Source organism: Mesorhizobium sp. M0771, from assembly GCF_040320155.1.
Classification (GTDB): Bacteria; Pseudomonadota; Alphaproteobacteria; order Rhizobiales; family Rhizobiaceae; genus Mesorhizobium.
In genome coordinates, this window is sequence record NZ_JAMYPC010000002.1 from 88,136 (window position 1) to 104,471 (window position 16,336).

Genomic DNA, 16,336 nt, shown 5'->3' on the forward strand with positions numbered 1-16,336 from the left:
TCGTGAAGCTGGAAAAGATGGCGCAGGCGCCCATGACGGCATCGGGTGAAGGCCCGATGCTGCTGACGCTGCGCCATGTCGGCAAGGTGTTTTCCAATGGCGTGACTGCATTGAGCGACGTCGATCTCGCCATCCGCGAGGGCGATTTTGTCAGCCTGCTCGGGCCGTCCGGCTGCGGCAAGTCGACGGCGTTGAGGCTGATCGCGGGCCTGTCGACGCCGACATCCGGTCAACTCGACTGGGGCGGTTCGATCGACCGCGCCAATATCGGCTTCGTCTTCCAGGAACCGACGCTGCTGCCTTGGGCCGATGTCTTCGACAATGTCTGGCTGCCGCTCAGGCTGAAAGGCGTGTCGCGTGCCAAGGCGGCGCCGGTGGTGATGGAGATGCTGGAGCGGGTGCACCTGACCGGTTTCGAAAACGCCGTGCCGCGCGAACTTTCCGGCGGCATGAAGATGCGCGTCTCGATCGCACGCGCGATGGTGACGAAGCCGCGCATTCTGTTGATGGACGAGCCGTTCGCCGCCCTCGACGAGATCACCCGCTTCAAGCTCAACAACGACCTTCTGGAGCTGTGGCAGGAAGAGCGCTTCACCGTCGTCTTCGTCACCCACAGCGTCTTCGAAAGCGTGTTCCTGTCCAACCGCGTCGTCGTCATGGCGGCGCGGCCGGGCCGCGTCCATGCCGAGTTGGCAATCGATGCCGCCTATCCACGCGACGAGGTGTTTCGCACCTCGCCCGACTATGCCGCGCTCTGCCGCCAGGCCTCGGACATCCTGGTCAACGCCATCAACACATCAGCCGGACCGCACCATGACGGCCATTGACCAGAATGCCGCAACGCTCGACGCGGAGGAGGCCGGCCGCGTACGTCAGGAGCGGCTGGAGCGGATCGGCCGGTGGGTCTTGCCGCTGGCGATCATGATCCTGGCGATCTGGCTGTGGGACCGCATCTGCGTGTGGAACGCGATCCCGCAATATATTCTGCCGCGCCCCGGCGTGGTGCTGTGGACGCTCTATAGCGATGCCGGGCTCCTGTTCTCCGCGCTGCTGGTCACGTTGCGCATAACCTTTCTCAGCCTGCTGCTCGCGGTCGTCGGCGGCGTCGGACTGGCGGTGCTGTTTGCGCAATCGAAATGGGTGGAGATGTCGTTCTTTCCCTTCGCCATCGTGCTGCAGGTAACGCCGATCGTGGCGGTCTTCCCGCTCATCAACATCTATGTGGACAACCAGACGGTGAAGCTTTTGCTTTGCGCCTGGATCGTCGCGTTCTTCCCGATCCTGTCCAACACCACGCTCGGCCTCAATTCGGTCGACCGCAATCTGCGCGACATGTTCAAGCTCAACGGCGCGACGCGCTGGCAGCAATTGCGCTATCTCAGACTGCCGGCGGCCATGCCGTATTTTCTAGGAGGCTTGAAGATCGCCGGCGGTCTGTCGCTGATCGGCGCCGTGGTGGCCGAGTTCGTCGCCGGCGCGCAGGGACAATCCTCAGGGCTCGCCTCGCGCATCATCGAGGCCGGCTACCGGCTCAACGCGCCAAGGCTTTTCGCGGCGCTGATCCTGATCTCGCTCACCGGCATATTGATCTTCCTGGTGCTGTCGCTGGTGTCGCATCTCATCCTGCGCCGCTGGCACGAGAGCGCGCTGAAGCAGGAGCGGTAGGGGGTTGGGTGACGTGATTGAGATGCTGGCGCGAAACACCCCCCTCTGGCCTGCCGGCCATCTCCCCCTCAAGGGGGGAGATTGGACGTCATCCGGGATTTCGCCAATTATCGACGTTGGAAGACGGGTGCTGTCGGAAAAGCTGCCAATCTCCCCCCTTGAGGGGGAGATGCCCGGCAGGGCAGAGGGGGGCGGTCCTTGATACCGACCTCTGGCTCGTACCATCTCACCAACGTCCGCCTTCACCGGTCGCTGACATCAGGTCTTGCCACCACTTACGACGCCGACGGTTTCGCGCTGGCCGACATTGCCGTTGCCGATGGCAAGATCTCGGCCATCGCCGCGCACTACAAATCAAAGGCGCCGACCGATGCCGTCGATCTCGCCGGCCGCATCATCCTGCCGTGCTTCGTCGACTGCCACACCCATATCGACAAGGGCCAGATCTGGCCGCGCAAACCCAATCCCGACGGCAGTTTCATGGGCGCGCTCAATGCCACCGGCGCCGACCGTGCAGCGCGCTGGAGCGCCGAGGACGTGGCGCGGCGCATGGATTTCTCTTTGCGCTCGGCCTACGCGCACGGCACCAAGGCCTTGCGCACTCATCTCGACAGCGTGCCGCCACAGGAGGAAATCTCCTGGCCGGTGTTCGAGGCGATGCGGGAGAAATGGCGCGGCCGCATCGAGCTGCAGGCGGCCTGCCTGCTCGGCATCGAAGGCGTGCGCGACAGAAAGTGGTTCGAGAGGCTGGCCAAGCGTGTGGCTGCGGCCAAGGGCGTGCTCGGCGTCGTCACCTATATGGTGCCGGATCTCGAAGAGCTTCTCGACAAGGTGTTCGCCGAGGCGAACAAGCACGGGCTCGATCTCGATTTCCACGCCGACGAGACCGACGACATCGCGGCGATCTCGCTGAAGAAGATTGCCGAGGCTGCACTCTGGAACGGTTTTGAGGGCAACATGCTGGTGGGACATTGCTGCTCGCTGGCGCGCCAGCCGGATCTCGACGTGCTCGACACGCTGGACAAGGTCGCCAAGGCCAAGCTTGCCGTGGTGTCGCTGCCGATGTGCAATCTCTATCTGCAGGACCGGCGCGCCGACCAGACCACGCCACGCTGGCGCGGCGTGACCTTGCTGCACGAGATGAAGGCGAGGGGCATTGCGGTCGCGGTCGCCTCCGACAACACCCGCGATCCTTTCTATGCCTATGGCGATCTCGACATGCTGGAGGTCTACCGCATGGCGACGCGCATCCTGCATTTCGACCATCCGGTCGGCGACTGGCCGCAGACGGTGGCGGCGACGCCGGCCAAGGTGATGCGGCTCGATGGTGTCGGGACACTGGCAGCCGGTGGCAGCGCCGATTTCATCGTCTTCAAAGGGCGGAGCTGGACGGAATTGCTGTCGCGGCCCGAATCGGATCGCATCGTCGTGCGCAACGGCCGAGCGATCGACAGGCAATTGCCCGACTATGCCGAGCTCGACGAACTGATGGTGGAATGATGGATGTTTCGGCGCTCAAACGTGATCTCGACGGGATAAAGCTCGACGACAATCCGGCCATCGTCCAGCAGAAGAGCCGCGACTTCTACTGGTACAGCCCGGTGCTGAAGCAGCAGCTCGACCACGTCACCGGCGACCTGATCGTGACGCCCAGGAACGAGGCCGAACTGATCCGCGTGCTTACCGCTTGCCACCGTCATGGCGTTCCGGTGACGCCGCGCGGCAGCGGCACCGGCAATTACGGTCAGGCGATGCCGCTATCGGGCGGCGTGGTTTTGAACCTTGCCGAGATGAACGAGATCAAGGCCATAGCGCCGGGCCGCGTCGTCACCGGGCCGGGCGCGATCCTCGCCGACATCGACAGAGCGACGCGCGCGCATTCCGGGCAGGAACTGCGGCTGTCGCCGTCGACCTACAACACCGCCTCGATCGGCGGCTTCATCGCCGGCGGCTCGGGCGGCGTTGGCTCGATCAATTTCGGCGGTCTGCGTGATTTCGGCAATGTGCTGCGCCTGCGCGTCGTCACTATGGAGGCGGAGCCGAAGGCGCTCGAACTCGCCGGCGAGGACCTGCACAAGGTCACCCACGCCTATGGCACCAACGGCATCATCACCGAGGTCGAGATGCCGCTGACTGCAGCCTATGAATGGATCGACGTGATCGTCGGCTTCGACGCTTTCATGCCGGCAGCCCGCTACGGCAACGCGCTGGCACGCCAGGACGGCATCCTGACCAAGCTGATCACGCCGATCGCCGCGCCCGTGCCGCAGCTCTATTTCAAGCGCCACCAGAAGTTCTTCCGGGACGGGCAAAGCATCTGCGTCGTCATGGTTGCCCGGCATGGGCTAGACGCGTTCCTCGCCTTCACCCGCCGCGCCGGCGGCGAAGTCATCTTCAATGCGGCGACGGCAACGGACGAAGAGAAAAAGGGCCTGCCGCCGGGCTTCGAACTGGCGTGGAACCACACCACGCTCAGGGCACTGCGGGTCGATCCCGCGATCACCTATCTGCAATCGCTCTATCCGTTTCCCAACCAGCTGGCGCTGGTGGAGAAGATGGACGCGATGTTTCCGAACGAGGTCTTTTCGCATCTCGAATTCGTGCGCCTCGACGGCAACATCACCTGCTTCGGCCTGCCGCTGGTGAAATTCACCACCGAGGCGCGGCTCAACGAAATCATCCGGCTGCATGAGGAGAACGGCTGCCCGATCTTCAACCCGCACCGCTACACGCTGGAAGAGGGCGGCATGAAGCAGACGGATGAAATCCAGCTCGCCTTCAAGCGCGAGACCGATCCGCAAGGCCTGCTCAATCCCGGCAAGATGATCGCCTGGGAAAATCCGGATTACGACTATCGCTCGGGCCGGACTTTTTTGTTCAAGGGTTTGCAGAAAGCAGAATGAGCAGAGGTTTGAGCTTGAGCACCCCCCTCTGTCCTGCCGGCACAGGCCCTACGCTGCCGCTTCGGGCGTTCGTCGTTTGGAAAGCCAAGCAATTGGCTTCCCATCGGCTTCGCCGACCACTTCTCACCCCCCGCAAGGGGGGAGATTGGCAGCCTGAACGCCGCGGCCAATCTGACACGCTGACAATTAGTGAAAGCGATGCGGCAGTCCGATCTCCCCCCTTGCGGGGGAGATGCCCGGCAGGGCAGAGGGGGGTGCCTCGCGCCCACCTCGCAAGCATTTCCCCATGAAAGTCCTCGTCCTCTACGCACACCCGGTGGAGACCAGCTTCAATGCAGGCCTGCACCGCACGATCGTCGAGCGGCTGACGGCCGCCGGCCATGAGGTCGACGATTGCGATCTCTATGCAGAGGATTTCGACCCCAGGCTGACGCGCGGGGAGAGGCTGGATTATCATAACCAACGCAGCCCTGCGGACCCGGCCGCGCCCTATGTCGAGCGGCTGCTCAAGGCCGAGGCGCTGGTGCTGTCATATCCCGTCTGGAACTACGGCTTCCCGGCCATCCTGAAAGGCTTTTTCGACCGCGTGTTTCTGCCCGGCGTGTCGTTCAAATTGGTCGACGGCAAGGCGCAGCCTTCGCTCCACAACATCCGCAAGCTGACCGCCGTCACCACCTATGGCGGCAGCCGCTTCCGCGCCATGCTGATGGGCGATCCGCCACGCAGATTGGTCAAGCGGATGCTGCGCGCGACGATCAGGCCCGGCGCCTCGGTGTCTTACCTCGCTCATTATTCGATGAACCTGTCGACCGACGAGACGCGGGCAGCCTTCATGGCCAAGGTCGCGGCCGGGATGGATGAATTCTGATGCGCGTGCTGGTGGTCTATTGCCATCCGGTGCCCGAAAGCTTTTGCGCCGCCATCAGAGATGCCGCAGTCGATGTGCTGAAGGCACGCGGCTGGGAGGTGCGGCTGCTCGACCTCTATGCGGAGAAATTCGATCCGGTGATGGGCTGCGAAGAGCGACGCGCCTACAATGAGCGGGCGCCGGAGGATCCGGCCCTAAAACCGCATTTCGAGCATCTCGCCTGGGCTGAGGCGATCCTGTTCATCTATCCGACCTGGTGGTACGGGCTGCCGGCCATGCTGAAGGGCTGGCTCGACCGGGTCTGGGCGACCGATGTCGCCTTCAAGCTGGGCAAGGGGCGCATCACGTCGCTGATGACACATGTCACCAGGGTCGGCGTCATTACCACCTGCGGCGCGCCGACCTGGTGGAGCGTCGTCGTCGGCCAGCCCGGCCGCAAGACCTTGCTGCGCGGTATGCGCGCGCTGTGCGCCCGCCGCTGCCGGACGTTTTTCCTGGCGCACTACCTGATGGACGCCTCGACGCCAAGGACGAGGGCGGCGTTTCTGGTGAAAGTGCGGGCGAAGCTGGAGCGGTTTTGAGCTTCTTCACCCTCGCCCTTGTGGGGAGGGTCGCGCAGCAAATGCCGCAAGGCGGCATTTGCGAAGCGGGGTGGGGGGTCTCGTAGGGCGCACCCCCACCCCGGCTCGCAATCGCCGCTTCGCTCCGACTGCGAGCCGACCCTCCCGACAAGGGGGAGGGTAAAAAGGTGCTACATCCTCGTCCGTTCCGCCTTGGGATCGTACATCGGCTTCAGCGATGCTTCCGCCGCAAAACGCTCGCCGGCGATCTCGATCTCGTAGGACGAGGCCAGCACATCCGCCTCGCTCTCGCCCTGGCAGGGCACATAGCCCAGTCCGATCGCGCCGCCGAGATGGTGGCCGTAATTCCCCGATGTGATCGGGCCGACGATCTTGCCGTCGCGCAGGATCGCCTCGTTGTGGAAGAGCAGGGGTTCAGGGTCTTTCAAACGGAACTGCACCAGCCGGCGCGACAGGCCGGCTTCTTTTCTCTTCAGCACCGCATCGCGGCCGATGAACTCGCCCTTGGCGGTTTTGACCGCAAAGCCGAGGCCGGCCTCCAGCACATTGTCCTCGTCGGTGATGTCGTGGCCGAAATGCCGAAACGCCTTTTCGAGGCGACAGGAATCCAGCGTGTGCAGGCCGCAAAGTTTCAGGCCGACATCGCCGCCGGCCTCGTCGATCGCCTCGAAGACATGAGCCGCCTGGTCGGTCGAGACATAAAGTTCCCAGCCGAGTTCGCCGACATAGGTGACGCGGTGGGCACGGGCGAGGCCCATGCCGATCTCGATCTCCTGGAAGGTGCCGAATGGATTGTTGTCGTTGGAGAAATCGTTGGGGCTGACTTTCTGGATCAGCTTTCGCGCATCCGGACCCATCAGGCAGAGCACGGCCTCAGCTGCCGTGACATCGGTGATGACTACGAATTCATCCCCGACATGCCGGCGCAGCCAGGCGAGGTCGCGTTGCAGCGTCGCGCCCGGCACGACGAGGAAGTAGGCGGTCTCAGATAGCCGCGACACCGTGAGGTCGCTTTCGATACCGCCGCGCTGGTTGAGCATCTGGGTGTAGACGATCTTGCCCGGCGCCACGTCCATATCGTTGGCGCACAGCCTTTGCAGGAAGGCACAGGCGTCGCGGCCTTCGACACGGATCTTGCCGAACGAGGTCATGTCGAACAGGCCGACCTTGTTGCGGACCGCCAGGTGCTCCTCGCGCTGGTTGTCGAACCAGTTCTGCCGCTTCCAGGAATAGCGGTATTCGCGCTCCTGCCCCTCTCGCGCAAACCAGTTGGCGCGCTCCCAGCCGGCGACTTCGCCGAACACGGCGCCGCGCGCCTTCAGGTGTTCGTGCAGGGGCGAGCGCCTGACATTTCTGGACGTTGCCATCTGCCGGTAGGGGAAGTGATCCGCATAGAGCAGGCCGAGTGTTTCGGAGACACGCTCCTTGAGATACCTACGGTTCTTCTGGAATGGCTGGGCGCGGCGGATGTCGACTTCCCAGAGGTCGAAGGGCGCTTCGCCGTCATTGATCCACTGCGCCAGCGCCATGCCGGCGCCGCCGGACGAGACGATGCCGATGGAATTGTAGCCGGTCGCCATCCAGTAGCCCGACAGCTCCGGCGCTTCGCCGAGATAGTAGCGGTCGTCGGGGGTAAAGCTTTCGGGGCCGTTGAAGAAGGTGTGAATGCCGGCGGTTGCCAGCATCGGCATGCGATTGACGCCCATTTCGAGGATCGGCTCGAAATGCTCCATGTCCTCCGGCAACTGGTCGAAGCAGAAATCCTCGCTTATGCCGTCCATGCCCCAGGGCTTGGCCACCGGCTCGAAGGCGCCGAGCATCATCTTGCCGGCGTCTTCCTTGTAGTAGGCGCATTCATCGGGAACGCGCAGCACCGGTAGACGACCGAGCCCGGGGATCGGCTCGGTGACGAGATAAAAATGTTCGCAGGCATGCAGCGGGATGGTGACGCCGTTCTGGGCGCCGAGCTCGCGCGCCCACATGCCGGCGCAGTTGACGACGATGTCGGCCTCGATCGTGCCCTGGTCGTCGCCTTGCGCCCACGACACACCGGTGACGCGACCGGCCTTGGTATGGACCTTGGTGACCTTCACATTCTCGACGATGGCGGCGCCACGCTGGCGGGCGCCCTTGGCCAGCGCCATGGCGATGTTGGCCGGATCGCACTGGCCGTCGAGCGGCAGATGCACGGCGCCGACCACATCGGACACGTTGAGATGCGGGTACATCTCCTTGACTTCACCAGGCGAAATCTCGCGCACATCGACATCGAAGGCGCGGGCGAGCGAGGCCTGCCGATAAATCTCGTGCTTGCGCTCCTCAGTCAGCGCCACGGTGATCGAGCCGACCTGGCGCATGCCGGTGCCGACTTCCGTTTCGGCTTCCAGCTTGACGTAGAGGTCGGCCGAATATTTGGCCAGCCGCGTCATGTTCTGCGAGCCGCGCAGCTGGCCGATCAGGCCGGCGGCGTGCCAGGTCGTACCCGAGGTCAGCTGCTTGCGTTCGAGCAGCACGATGTCGGTCCAGCCGAGCTTGGCCAGGTGGTAGGCGACCGAACAGCCGGAGACACCGCCGCCGATAATAACCGCGCGGGCCTTGGTGGGAATGCTTCTGGTCATGCGGCCTCGCGGCGATAGCCGGATGCGAAGCGGCGCAGGCGTTTTGCGGCTTCCTGAAGCACCGGCTCCGGTTGGCAGAGGCTGATGCGGATGTGGCCGGCAGCGGCCTTGCCGAAGCTGGAACCCGGCATGACGCCGACACTCTCCTGGTCGAGAAAGGCCCAGGCGAATTTCTCGTCGTCGGGCTCGACTGCGGAGATGTCGAGCATGACATACATGCCGCCCTCGGAGCCGTGCACGCTGATATTGTTCATGCCGCGCACGGCGTCGAGCAGGACGGTGCGGCGCGCCGCATAGCGTTCGGCGATCTCCCTGACGCCAAAGCGGTTCTCCAGCGCCTCGGCGCAGGCGATCGAGATGAAGGCCGGCAGGCCGTAGGTCGTCACCAGATTGAGATTGGTCAACAGCGTGATCATCTGCGCTGGGCCGGTCAGCCAGCCCATGCGCCAGCCGGTCATGCCATGGCTCTTGGACATCGAATTGATGACCAGCGTGCGCTCCGCCATGCCGGGCAGGCCGCGCGGCGAGATGTGCTCGCCGCCGCCGAGCGTCCAGTAGACCTCGTCCGACAGCAGCCAGAGATCGTGCTCGCGGCAGATCTCGGCCAGCTCTTCCAGACGCTCACGCGAATAGACGGCGCCGGTCGGGTTGTTCGGCGTGTTGATCAAAATGGCGCGCGTGTTGGGCTTGAGCGCCGCGCGGATCATCTCGGCGTGCGGCTGGAAACCGTCTCCGGCCGGCGTCTCGACGACGGTGAAGCTGGCGCCGGCGGCGCTGAAGGTGTTGGGATAAGTCGCGTAGTAGGGCGCCACCACGATAGCGTGGTCGCCCTGGTCGAGAACGGCCTGCACCGCCGCGTAAAGGGCGGCCTGACCGCCCGGCGTGGCGATCACCTGGTCGGGGCTCGTCTCGACCCCGGTGCAGGCGGTCGAGGCCGCCGCCATCGCCCTGCGCAGGCGCGGAACGCCGGGAAGCGGGGTGTAGTGGTGGTTGCTGCCGCGAACCGCCGTCACGCAGGCTTCGATGGTCTGGCTCGGCGTATCGAAATCATGGTCGCCGACCGACAGCATGATGATGTCCTGGCCCGCCTCCTTGCGGGCCCATGCCTCGGTGTGGACCTCCCAGCCATCCTTGCCCGAAGGCACGATGCCGGAAATGCGCGATGATGGTCTGGGCATCAGGATACTCCCGAGATTTCGTGGCCGGCCTGTTCGAGCCGGTCGCGCAAGGCGGCGGTGTGGGCAGGGCCGACTTCGCAGCAGCCGCCGACGATGGTGGCGCCAGCGGCGACCCAGCCGAGCGCCTGGTCGGCATAGGCATCCGGATCAAGGTCGTGGCGTGCGTGCAGCACTTCGACCGTTCCGCCATGCTTGAGCGCTTCGACAGAGGTGAAGCCATTGGCATAGGCGCCGACCGGGCCGCCGAGGGCAATCAATTCGGGCAGTGCCGCGGCGATAGTTTCTGGCCGGCAGCAATTCACCAGGCGCGCTGCAACCGTCAGGCCGTCGAGGGCGTCCGCCGCTGCCGCTATTGTTTCGCCGCTGCGCAGCCGCGCCGCGCCGTGATCGGCGAGCGTCCAAGATACCCAGACAGGTTTGCCGCTTTCCGACGCAGCGGTAACGGCCGCACGGCCTTCCTCGGCTGAGGCCATGGTCTCGCACAGGAACAGGTCGACGCCATCGGCCTGCTCTGCGACGATGCGGCGATAGATGTCCAGCGTCTCCTGGAACGATATGGTCAGCGCCGGCGCATAGCTGCCGAACAGCGGTGACAGGCAGCCGGCGATCGCTGCATCGCCTGCCTCGTCGCGTGCCTGTCTTGCCAATTCGATGCCGCGCTTCTGCAAGGGCTTGAAGAGGTCTTCTGCTCCTTCCCGCGCGAGCCGCTCCGGCGTTGCCGAATAGGTGTTGATGGTGATGACGCGAGCGCCGGCCCGGATGAATTCGGCATGCAGGTCACGCACCAGATCCGGCTCGTCGATCAGCACCCTGGCCGACCAGAGCGGCGTCAGCTCGGAGCTGCTGCGGCGGACCAGTTCCTGGCCCATGCCGCCATCGGTGAGAATGACTTTCTTCATGCTCTCAGTCTTTCGTTTTTCGGATCCCACAGCGGCTCGTCTTTCTGCACGACTGCCTTGAAACGATCGCCAAAAATTTCAATCTCGATCGCGGTATCGGGTTCAGCCAGGTCGGCGCGCAGCATGCCGAGCGCGATCGATTTGTCGATGCGATACCCCCAGCCGCCGGACGTCGTCTCGCCGACGATCTTGCCGTCATGCCAGAGCGTCGACACGGACGGCGCGTCGCAATCGCCTGGGTTTTCGACCACCAGCGTGACGAAGCGCTTCTTCACGCCTTGCTGCTTTTCGTTCTGCAGGGCTGCCTTGCCGCGGAAGTCGGGCTTGTCCCATTTGACGAAGCGCTCGAGCCCGCCCTGCAGGACCGTATAGTCGGTCGACAGGTCGCCCTTCCAGGTCCGGTAGCCCTTTTCGAGGCGCAGCGAATCCAGCGCATACATGCCGAACGGTTTCAGACCGTGTTTTTGTCCCGCCGCCCAGATGGCGTCGAAGATGGCGGCGGTGTCTCCCACCTTGGTGTGGATTTCCCAGCCGAGTTCGCCGGCGAAGGATACCCGCACCAGCTTCGCCCAGCGGCCGGCGATGGTGGTTTCCTGATGCGTCAGCCAGGGCAGCGAGAGATCCGCGCCACAGACATCGGCCAGGATCTTGCGCGAATTGGGGCCGGCGAGGATTTGCGTCGAATAGTCTTCGGTCCTGTCGGTGAGGGTGAAAGCCGCGTCCTTCGGCAGGCGCGACTTCAGCCATTCGAAATCGTGCCACTGCGCTACCGCCGCGGTGATCAGCGTCATCTGCTCTTCGCCATGGCGCACCACCGACATCTCGGTGACGATGCGGCCCTTGTCGTCGGCGAAATAGGCGAGGCCGATTCGGCCGGGCTTGGGCACCAGACCGGTGACCTGCAGTGCCAGCCATTCGGCTGCGCCAGGACCTTCGAGGTTGAAGCGCGAGAAGCCGGGCAGGTCGAGAATGCAGGCGGCGTCGCGCACCGCCAAGCATTCTTCGCGCACGCGGTGCTGCCACGGCCCGTCGCGGCGGAAGGTGAGTGTTGCTTCTTCCGACGTGTCGTCACCGGGTTGCGCATACCAGGTGGCACGCTCCCAGCCATTATAGGCGTCGAACTGGGCGCCGAGCGCCTTGATGCGATCGTGGATCGGCGACAGCTTGCGGTCGCGCCCGGCCGGCCAGGCATGGCGCGGGAACTGGATGGCGTATTCGTTGCCGTAGATCTCCATGCCCTTGGCGACGCTATAGTCGGGGGCGGCCGCAAAGCTGGTGAAACGGCGCGGATCGCAAGACCACATGTCCCATTCGGTCTGGCCCTGCGTAACCCATTCGGCCAGCACCTTGCCGGCGCCGCCGCCCTGGGCGATGCCGAAGGTGAAGACACAGGCCTCGAACGCGTTGGGAACGCCGGGCATCGGACCGATCAGCGGATTGCCGTCCGGCGCGTAAGGGATCGGCCCGTTGATCACCTTGGACAGGCCGGCAGTGCCGAGAATTGGCACGCGGGCTACGGCATCGGCAAGGTAGTGCTCGAGACGGTCGAGATCGTCGGGGAAGAGCTGGAAGGAAAAATCCTCCGGCATCGGGTCGTTGTGGGTCGCCCAATGCGCGCGGCAATTGCGCTCATAGGGGCCGAGATTCATGCCGTTCTTTTCCTGGCGCAGATAGTAGGAGGTGTCGACGTCGCGCAGCAGCGGCAGCTTCTTGCCCTGCTCCTTCGACCACGCCACCAGTTCGGGTATCTCCTCGAACAAGATGTACTGATGGCTCATCACCATCATCGGGACGTCGCGGCCGAACATTTTGCCGACTTCGGCGGCACGGTAGCCGGCGGCATTGACGACGATCTCGCAGCGGATTTCGCCTTGCGGGGTGACAACCACCCATTCGTCGTTCTCACGGCGCACGCCCGTGGTCGGGCAGAAGCGGATGATCTTTGCCCCCATGTCGCGCGCACCCTTGGCAAGTGCCTGCGTCAGCTGCGCGGGGTCGATGTCGCCGTCGTTTGGATCATAGAGCGCGCCTTTCAATTCATGCGTCTCGATGAAGGGATAGCGGCGCTTGATCTCATCAGGGCCGACAATGTCGATGTCCATGCCCTGGTAGCGGCCCATGCCCTTGGCGCGCTGGAACTCCTGCATGCGCTCCTTGGTGTGGGCGAGCCGCAGCGAGCCGGTAATGTGGTAGTTCATGGGATAGTCGACGGCATCAGCCAAGCCGCGATAGAGCTCGGTCGAATAGCGCTGCATGTTCATCAGCGACCAGGACGACGAGAAGGTCGGCACATTGCCGGCGGCATGCCAGGTCGAGCCCGATGTCAGCTCGTTCTTTTCAAGCAGCACGCAATCGGTCCAGCCCGCCTCGCAAAGGTGGTAGAGCGAGGAGGTGCCGACGACACCGCCTCCGATGATCACCACGCGTGCCGTGGTCGGCAAACCGGCCATATTCTTCTCCCAAACCTGAAGCGCGCTGCGCTTCTATTTTTTGCTTGATGCATGTCGTTGTCCCAAAACCGCTGCACACTTTTGGGCGACATGCATTCAATAAACAGGCGGCGAAACCACCCAGATGACCACGGCCGGCTCGCTGCCGGGATTGCGCCAGCGGTACGGCTTGCGCTCGAAGCGGAAGGAATCGCCTTCGACAAGACGGTGCCAGACGCCGGCGATCTCGATCTCGAAAATGCCAGAGGCGATGTAGCCGGCTTCCTCGGTCGGCCGCAGCTGCTCGCTCTTCATCTCGGCGCCCGGCGCGAAGATCGAACGCACCATCTCGAAACTACCGCCGAGATCGGGCGACAGAAGCTCCTCCACCAGGCCGGATTCGCTTGTGCCAAGCGTGCGCCGGCTGCCGGCGCGCACTACAACGCCGCGCTCCTTTTCGATCGGCACGTCGTGGCTGAAGAACAGGCTGAGTGGCACGCCGAACAGGTCTGCGAAGGCCCTGAGGTCGCCAAGCGAAGGGATAGACAGGCCGCGCTCGACCTGGCTGACCCAGCCGACGGAGCGACCAAGCTTCAGCGCGATCTCAGCCAGCGTCAGCCCGCGCGCCTTGCGCAGCGCACGGATGTCACTCGCCAGCAGGCGCTCGTCAGGTCCCTGCAATGTTTTGGGGATAGCTGGGGCCAAAACGCTCACTTGATGAAAAACTGGAAATGAATTTCATGAGAGCTCATGTCCGTGAAAAAATCAAGCGAATTTTCATGGACACACAAGATTTGCTTGCGCGATTTTGGCGGTTCATGCAAAGGCTCTGGCACGAGCGGCGGGTGTGGGAATGCGGGTCGGCGACCAAGGATTGAAATCTGCGCAAGGTCTTTTCCGATAGCCGGTTCGGCTTTCGAAGTGTGCGCAAAGGGACGGCCCATGCTGGAAAAAAACGGCCTGGCAGCGCATAACGCGGCTGTTGTCGACGAGGCGATCATCTCGCGCCGTTCAGTGCGCGCCTTCCTGCCCGACATGGTCGATGACGAGACGATCCGAGCCATTCTTGGCGTCGCCGCGCGCGCGCCTTCGGGCACCAATATGCAGCCCTGGCGGGTCTATGTCGTCAAGGGCGAGGTCAAGCAGCAGATCACCAATGCCATCCTGAATTCCGGTATCCGCGCCGAAAAGGCCGATTGGGACGAGTATCGCTATTACCCCACCCAGTTCTTCGAGCCGTATCTCACCCGCCGCCGCGCCAACGGTTTCGGGCTCTATGGGGCACTCGGCATCGGCCGCCGCGAGGTCGACAAGATGCGCGCCCAGCACGACCGCAACTTCGTCTTCTTCGACGCGCCGGTCGGCATGATCTTCACCATCGACCGGCGGCTGAACCAGGGCTCGTGGATCGACTACGGAATGTTCCTGCAGAACATCATGGTGGCGGCGCGAGGCAGGGGCCTGCACACCTGCCCGCAGGCCGCCTTCGCGCCCTATCACCGGCAGATCCGGCCGGTGCTCAACATCCCCGACGAGGAGATCGTCGTCTGCGGCATGGCGCTCGGCCTCGAGGATACGTCGAAACCCGAAAACGACTTCCGCACCGACCGCGTGCCGCTGGAAGAGTGGGTGACGTTCAGCGGCTAGGCCTCGGCTACCGGGGCCTTATTCCACGTTCATCTGCGCGCCATGGCCGCTGACATGGGCGCCGTCCTGCGGTGTCAGTCTGAGATAGGCGATCAGCGCGCACAAAGTGATGACGCCCTCGACCACGAACAGGATGCGGAAATCGTTGGTCACCGCCGGCCTGCCGCCAGCCAGGAACGACAACAGCGCCGCCGCCAGGCCGACGCTGATCGCCACCCCCAACTGCCACAGTATGTAGTAGAGCGCGCTGAAGCGGGCGAGCTGGTCGGGCGCGATGTCGGAATAGGCGAGATTGCCGGTCGAAGCCCATTGCGCCGAGCGCAGGACACCGAAGGCGAAGATATAGGCAAGCACGATCCAGACGGGCGTTGTTGCCTCTATCAAGGCGAAGCCCGCAACCATGGCGGCAACGATCGGCGTGTTGACAACCAGCACACGGCGAAAGCCGAAGCGGTTGAGCAGGCGCGGCATGAACACACGCATGATCAGCGAGCCGATTGCGGCAACGAAAGTCAGCGATCCCGCCTGCACCGCGCTCATGCCAAAGCCGAGCTGGAACATCAGCGGCAGCAGGAAGACGACCGAGCTGAGGCCGATCGTGTCCAGTCCGCCGCCTGTGAGGAAGGAGATGCGAAAGGTGCGGATGCGCAGGAGTTTCAGGTCAAGCAAAGGGTTGCAGGCGCGCAGGCAGTGGAAGGAGGCAAGCGTCAGGATGACGATCGCCAGCGTCAGCTCGGCCGCGATCATGCTGCCGGCGGCGTCTTTCGCCGCAAGCGAATCCATGCCGAAGACCAGCAGGACCATGCCGCTGCCGACCAGCAGGAAGCCCGGGAAATCGAACGGCGTGCGCACCGGTTTGGTAACAGTCGGAAACAGCGAGGCGGCAAGAACGGCCGCCGCCAGCGCGAACGGCACGTTGAAGAAGAAGATCCAGCGCCAGGAGATATAAGTCGTCAGGGCGCCGCCGACCAGCGGGCGACCAGCGGTCCGGACTGGCCGGCCAGCGAAATATACATGTTGATCTTCAGCGTGCGGCTGCGCGGGAAGGTCGACAGGATGACGACCTGGCCGAGCGTCCCCATCAAGGCGCCGCCGAAGCCTTGCAGCGCGCGGGCGCCGACCAGCGTCCAGATGTCGTTGGACAGGCCGCACAGCGCCGATGACGCGGCGAACACCAGCAAGCGAAGCAGTAGACATTGCGCAGGCCGAAGCGGTCGGCGGCCCAGCCGCCGAGCGGCATCGAGATGATCAGGCTGGCGACATAGACGGTGATCAACAGGCCGAGCTGCCTCGGCGGCCGGCCGAGGCTGTCGCTGATGCCGGGCAGGGCGGTGACCACGACATTCTGGTCGAGGCTGGTCATGAACACGCCGCAGGCGACCGTGAGCGGCAGCAGGAGCAAGGCTCTGGCCGACACATCGGCGCAATCCGTGGCGCCGGCGGATAGTTCTGCGGTCATGGGGATGTTCGAACCAAACGACGATGCCGACTCTGAGACGGGATCTTTTTAATCCCCTGGGCCGGTTGGGCCACGTTCCCCACCATGGG

15 protein-coding genes are annotated in these 16,336 nt (G+C 64.0%); 7 read left to right on the forward strand and 8 right to left on the reverse strand.

What is annotated here, in order from left to right; translation table 11 throughout:
* The first annotated feature begins 2 nt into the window (after positions 1-2).
* The 6 genes from NKI05_RS03980 to NKI05_RS04005 all read left to right on the forward strand — a co-directional run bounded on the left by NKI05_RS03980 (position 3) and on the right by NKI05_RS04005 (position 6,017).
* Positions 3-827, forward strand: coding sequence for an ABC transporter ATP-binding protein (locus tag NKI05_RS03980; RefSeq protein ID WP_023670773.1), 825 nt, complete (start codon positions 3-5; stop codon positions 825-827).
* Positions 814-1,665 carry an ABC transporter permease gene (locus NKI05_RS03985; RefSeq protein WP_023670772.1) on the forward strand — a complete coding sequence of 284 codons (852 nt, stop codon included), beginning with the start codon at positions 814-816 and terminating at the stop codon, positions 1,663-1,665. Before NKI05_RS03980 ends, NKI05_RS03985 begins: the two co-directional genes overlap by 14 nt.
* Positions 1,666-1,863: 198 nt before the next feature.
* Entirely contained in the window at positions 1,864-3,165 is a 1,302-nt protein-coding gene (locus tag NKI05_RS03990) for a cytosine deaminase (RefSeq protein ID WP_023744687.1), read from the forward strand.
* Positions 3,165-4,568, forward strand: coding sequence for an FAD-binding oxidoreductase (locus NKI05_RS03995; RefSeq protein WP_031196657.1), 1,404 nt, complete (start codon positions 3,165-3,167; stop codon positions 4,566-4,568). Before NKI05_RS03990 ends, NKI05_RS03995 begins: the two co-directional genes overlap by 1 nt.
* A gap of 286 nt (positions 4,569-4,854) precedes the next feature.
* Entirely contained in the window at positions 4,855-5,436 is a 582-nt protein-coding gene (locus tag NKI05_RS04000; RefSeq protein ID WP_023700354.1) for an NAD(P)H-dependent oxidoreductase, read from the forward strand.
* Positions 5,436-6,017 carry an NAD(P)H-dependent oxidoreductase gene (locus NKI05_RS04005; RefSeq protein WP_023690990.1) on the forward strand — a complete coding sequence of 194 codons (582 nt, stop codon included), beginning with the start codon at positions 5,436-5,438 and terminating at the stop codon, positions 6,015-6,017. Before NKI05_RS04000 ends, NKI05_RS04005 begins: the two co-directional genes overlap by 1 nt.
* A gap of 170 nt (positions 6,018-6,187) precedes the next feature.
* Here NKI05_RS04005 and NKI05_RS04010 read toward each other — a convergent pair whose 3' ends face one another.
* From NKI05_RS04010 to NKI05_RS04030, 5 genes are all read right to left on the reverse strand, one after another.
* Positions 6,188-8,635, reverse strand: a complete 2,448-nt coding sequence (locus NKI05_RS04010) for a GcvT family protein (protein ID WP_023744689.1) — start codon at positions 8,633-8,635, stop codon at positions 6,188-6,190.
* The gene (locus tag NKI05_RS04015) at positions 8,632-9,813 is read right to left on the reverse strand and encodes a pyridoxal phosphate-dependent aminotransferase (RefSeq protein ID WP_023670766.1); all 1,182 of its coding nucleotides are present in this window, start codon (positions 9,811-9,813) and stop codon (positions 8,632-8,634) included. The genes NKI05_RS04010 and NKI05_RS04015 overlap by 4 nt, the downstream gene beginning before the upstream one ends.
* On the reverse strand, positions 9,813-10,712 hold the full coding sequence (locus NKI05_RS04020) for a homocysteine S-methyltransferase family protein (protein ID WP_023815508.1): 900 nt from the start codon (positions 10,710-10,712) through the stop codon (positions 9,813-9,815). The genes NKI05_RS04015 and NKI05_RS04020 overlap by 1 nt, the downstream gene beginning before the upstream one ends.
* Positions 10,709-13,162, reverse strand: a complete 2,454-nt coding sequence (locus tag NKI05_RS04025) for a GcvT family protein (RefSeq protein ID WP_023815507.1) — start codon at positions 13,160-13,162, stop codon at positions 10,709-10,711. The genes NKI05_RS04020 and NKI05_RS04025 overlap by 4 nt, the downstream gene beginning before the upstream one ends.
* 96 nt (positions 13,163-13,258) lie before the next feature.
* The gene (locus tag NKI05_RS04030; protein ID WP_023815506.1) at positions 13,259-13,801 is read right to left on the reverse strand and encodes a helix-turn-helix domain-containing protein; all 543 of its coding nucleotides are present in this window, start codon (positions 13,799-13,801) and stop codon (positions 13,259-13,261) included.
* Positions 13,802-14,083: 282 nt separating this feature from the next.
* Here NKI05_RS04030 and NKI05_RS04035 point away from each other — a divergent pair, with 282 nt between their 5' ends.
* Entirely contained in the window at positions 14,084-14,788 is a 705-nt protein-coding gene (locus NKI05_RS04035; protein ID WP_023725586.1) for a nitroreductase, read from the forward strand.
* An 18-nt stretch (positions 14,789-14,806) separates the two neighbouring features.
* Here the strand turns inward: NKI05_RS04035 and NKI05_RS04040 are convergent, their stop codons facing one another.
* Genes NKI05_RS04040 through NKI05_RS04050 form a run of 3 tightly spaced genes read right to left on the reverse strand, consistent with a single transcriptional unit; the run spans position 14,807 to position 16,247 of the window.
* The gene (locus tag NKI05_RS04040) at positions 14,807-15,703 is read right to left on the reverse strand and encodes an MFS transporter (RefSeq protein ID WP_352792188.1); all 897 of its coding nucleotides are present in this window, start codon (positions 15,701-15,703) and stop codon (positions 14,807-14,809) included.
* A 38-nt stretch (positions 15,704-15,741) separates the two neighbouring features.
* Entirely contained in the window at positions 15,742-15,870 is a 129-nt protein-coding gene (locus NKI05_RS04045) for a hypothetical protein (RefSeq protein ID WP_352792189.1), read from the reverse strand.
* Entirely contained in the window at positions 15,870-16,247 is a 378-nt protein-coding gene (locus tag NKI05_RS04050; RefSeq protein WP_352792190.1) for an MFS transporter, read from the reverse strand. The genes NKI05_RS04045 and NKI05_RS04050 overlap by 1 nt, the downstream gene beginning before the upstream one ends.
* Between the last annotated feature and the right edge of the window lie 89 nt (positions 16,248-16,336).

What these genes read in the sequence shown, in the direction of transcription:
- NKI05_RS04045 (WP_352792189.1), bottom strand. Translation starts at nt 15,870, where the DNA reads ATGGGGACGCTCGGCCAGGTCGTCATCCTGTCGACCTTCCCGCGCAGC.
- NKI05_RS04035 (WP_023725586.1), top strand. Translation starts at nt 14,084, where the DNA reads ATGCTGGAAAAAAACGGCCTGGCAGCGCATAACGCGGCTGTTGTCGAC.
- NKI05_RS03985 (WP_023670772.1), top strand. Translation starts at nt 814, where the DNA reads ATGACGGCCATTGACCAGAATGCCGCAACGCTCGACGCGGAGGAGGCC.
- NKI05_RS04000 (WP_023700354.1), top strand. Translation starts at nt 4,855, where the DNA reads ATGAAAGTCCTCGTCCTCTACGCACACCCGGTGGAGACCAGCTTCAAT.
- NKI05_RS04020 (WP_023815508.1), bottom strand. Translation starts at nt 10,712, where the DNA reads ATGAAGAAAGTCATTCTCACCGATGGCGGCATGGGCCAGGAACTGGTC.
- NKI05_RS04005 (WP_023690990.1), top strand. Translation starts at nt 5,436, where the DNA reads ATGCGCGTGCTGGTGGTCTATTGCCATCCGGTGCCCGAAAGCTTTTGC.
- NKI05_RS04010 (WP_023744689.1), bottom strand. Translation starts at nt 8,635, where the DNA reads ATGACCAGAAGCATTCCCACCAAGGCCCGCGCGGTTATTATCGGCGGC.
- NKI05_RS04015 (WP_023670766.1), bottom strand. Translation starts at nt 9,813, where the DNA reads ATGCCCAGACCATCATCGCGCATTTCCGGCATCGTGCCTTCGGGCAAG.
- NKI05_RS03995 (WP_031196657.1), top strand. Translation starts at nt 3,165, where the DNA reads ATGGATGTTTCGGCGCTCAAACGTGATCTCGACGGGATAAAGCTCGAC.
- NKI05_RS04050 (WP_352792190.1), bottom strand. Translation starts at nt 16,247, where the DNA reads ATGACCGCAGAACTATCCGCCGGCGCCACGGATTGCGCCGATGTGTCG.
- NKI05_RS04025 (WP_023815507.1), bottom strand. Translation starts at nt 13,162, where the DNA reads ATGGCCGGTTTGCCGACCACGGCACGCGTGGTGATCATCGGAGGCGGT.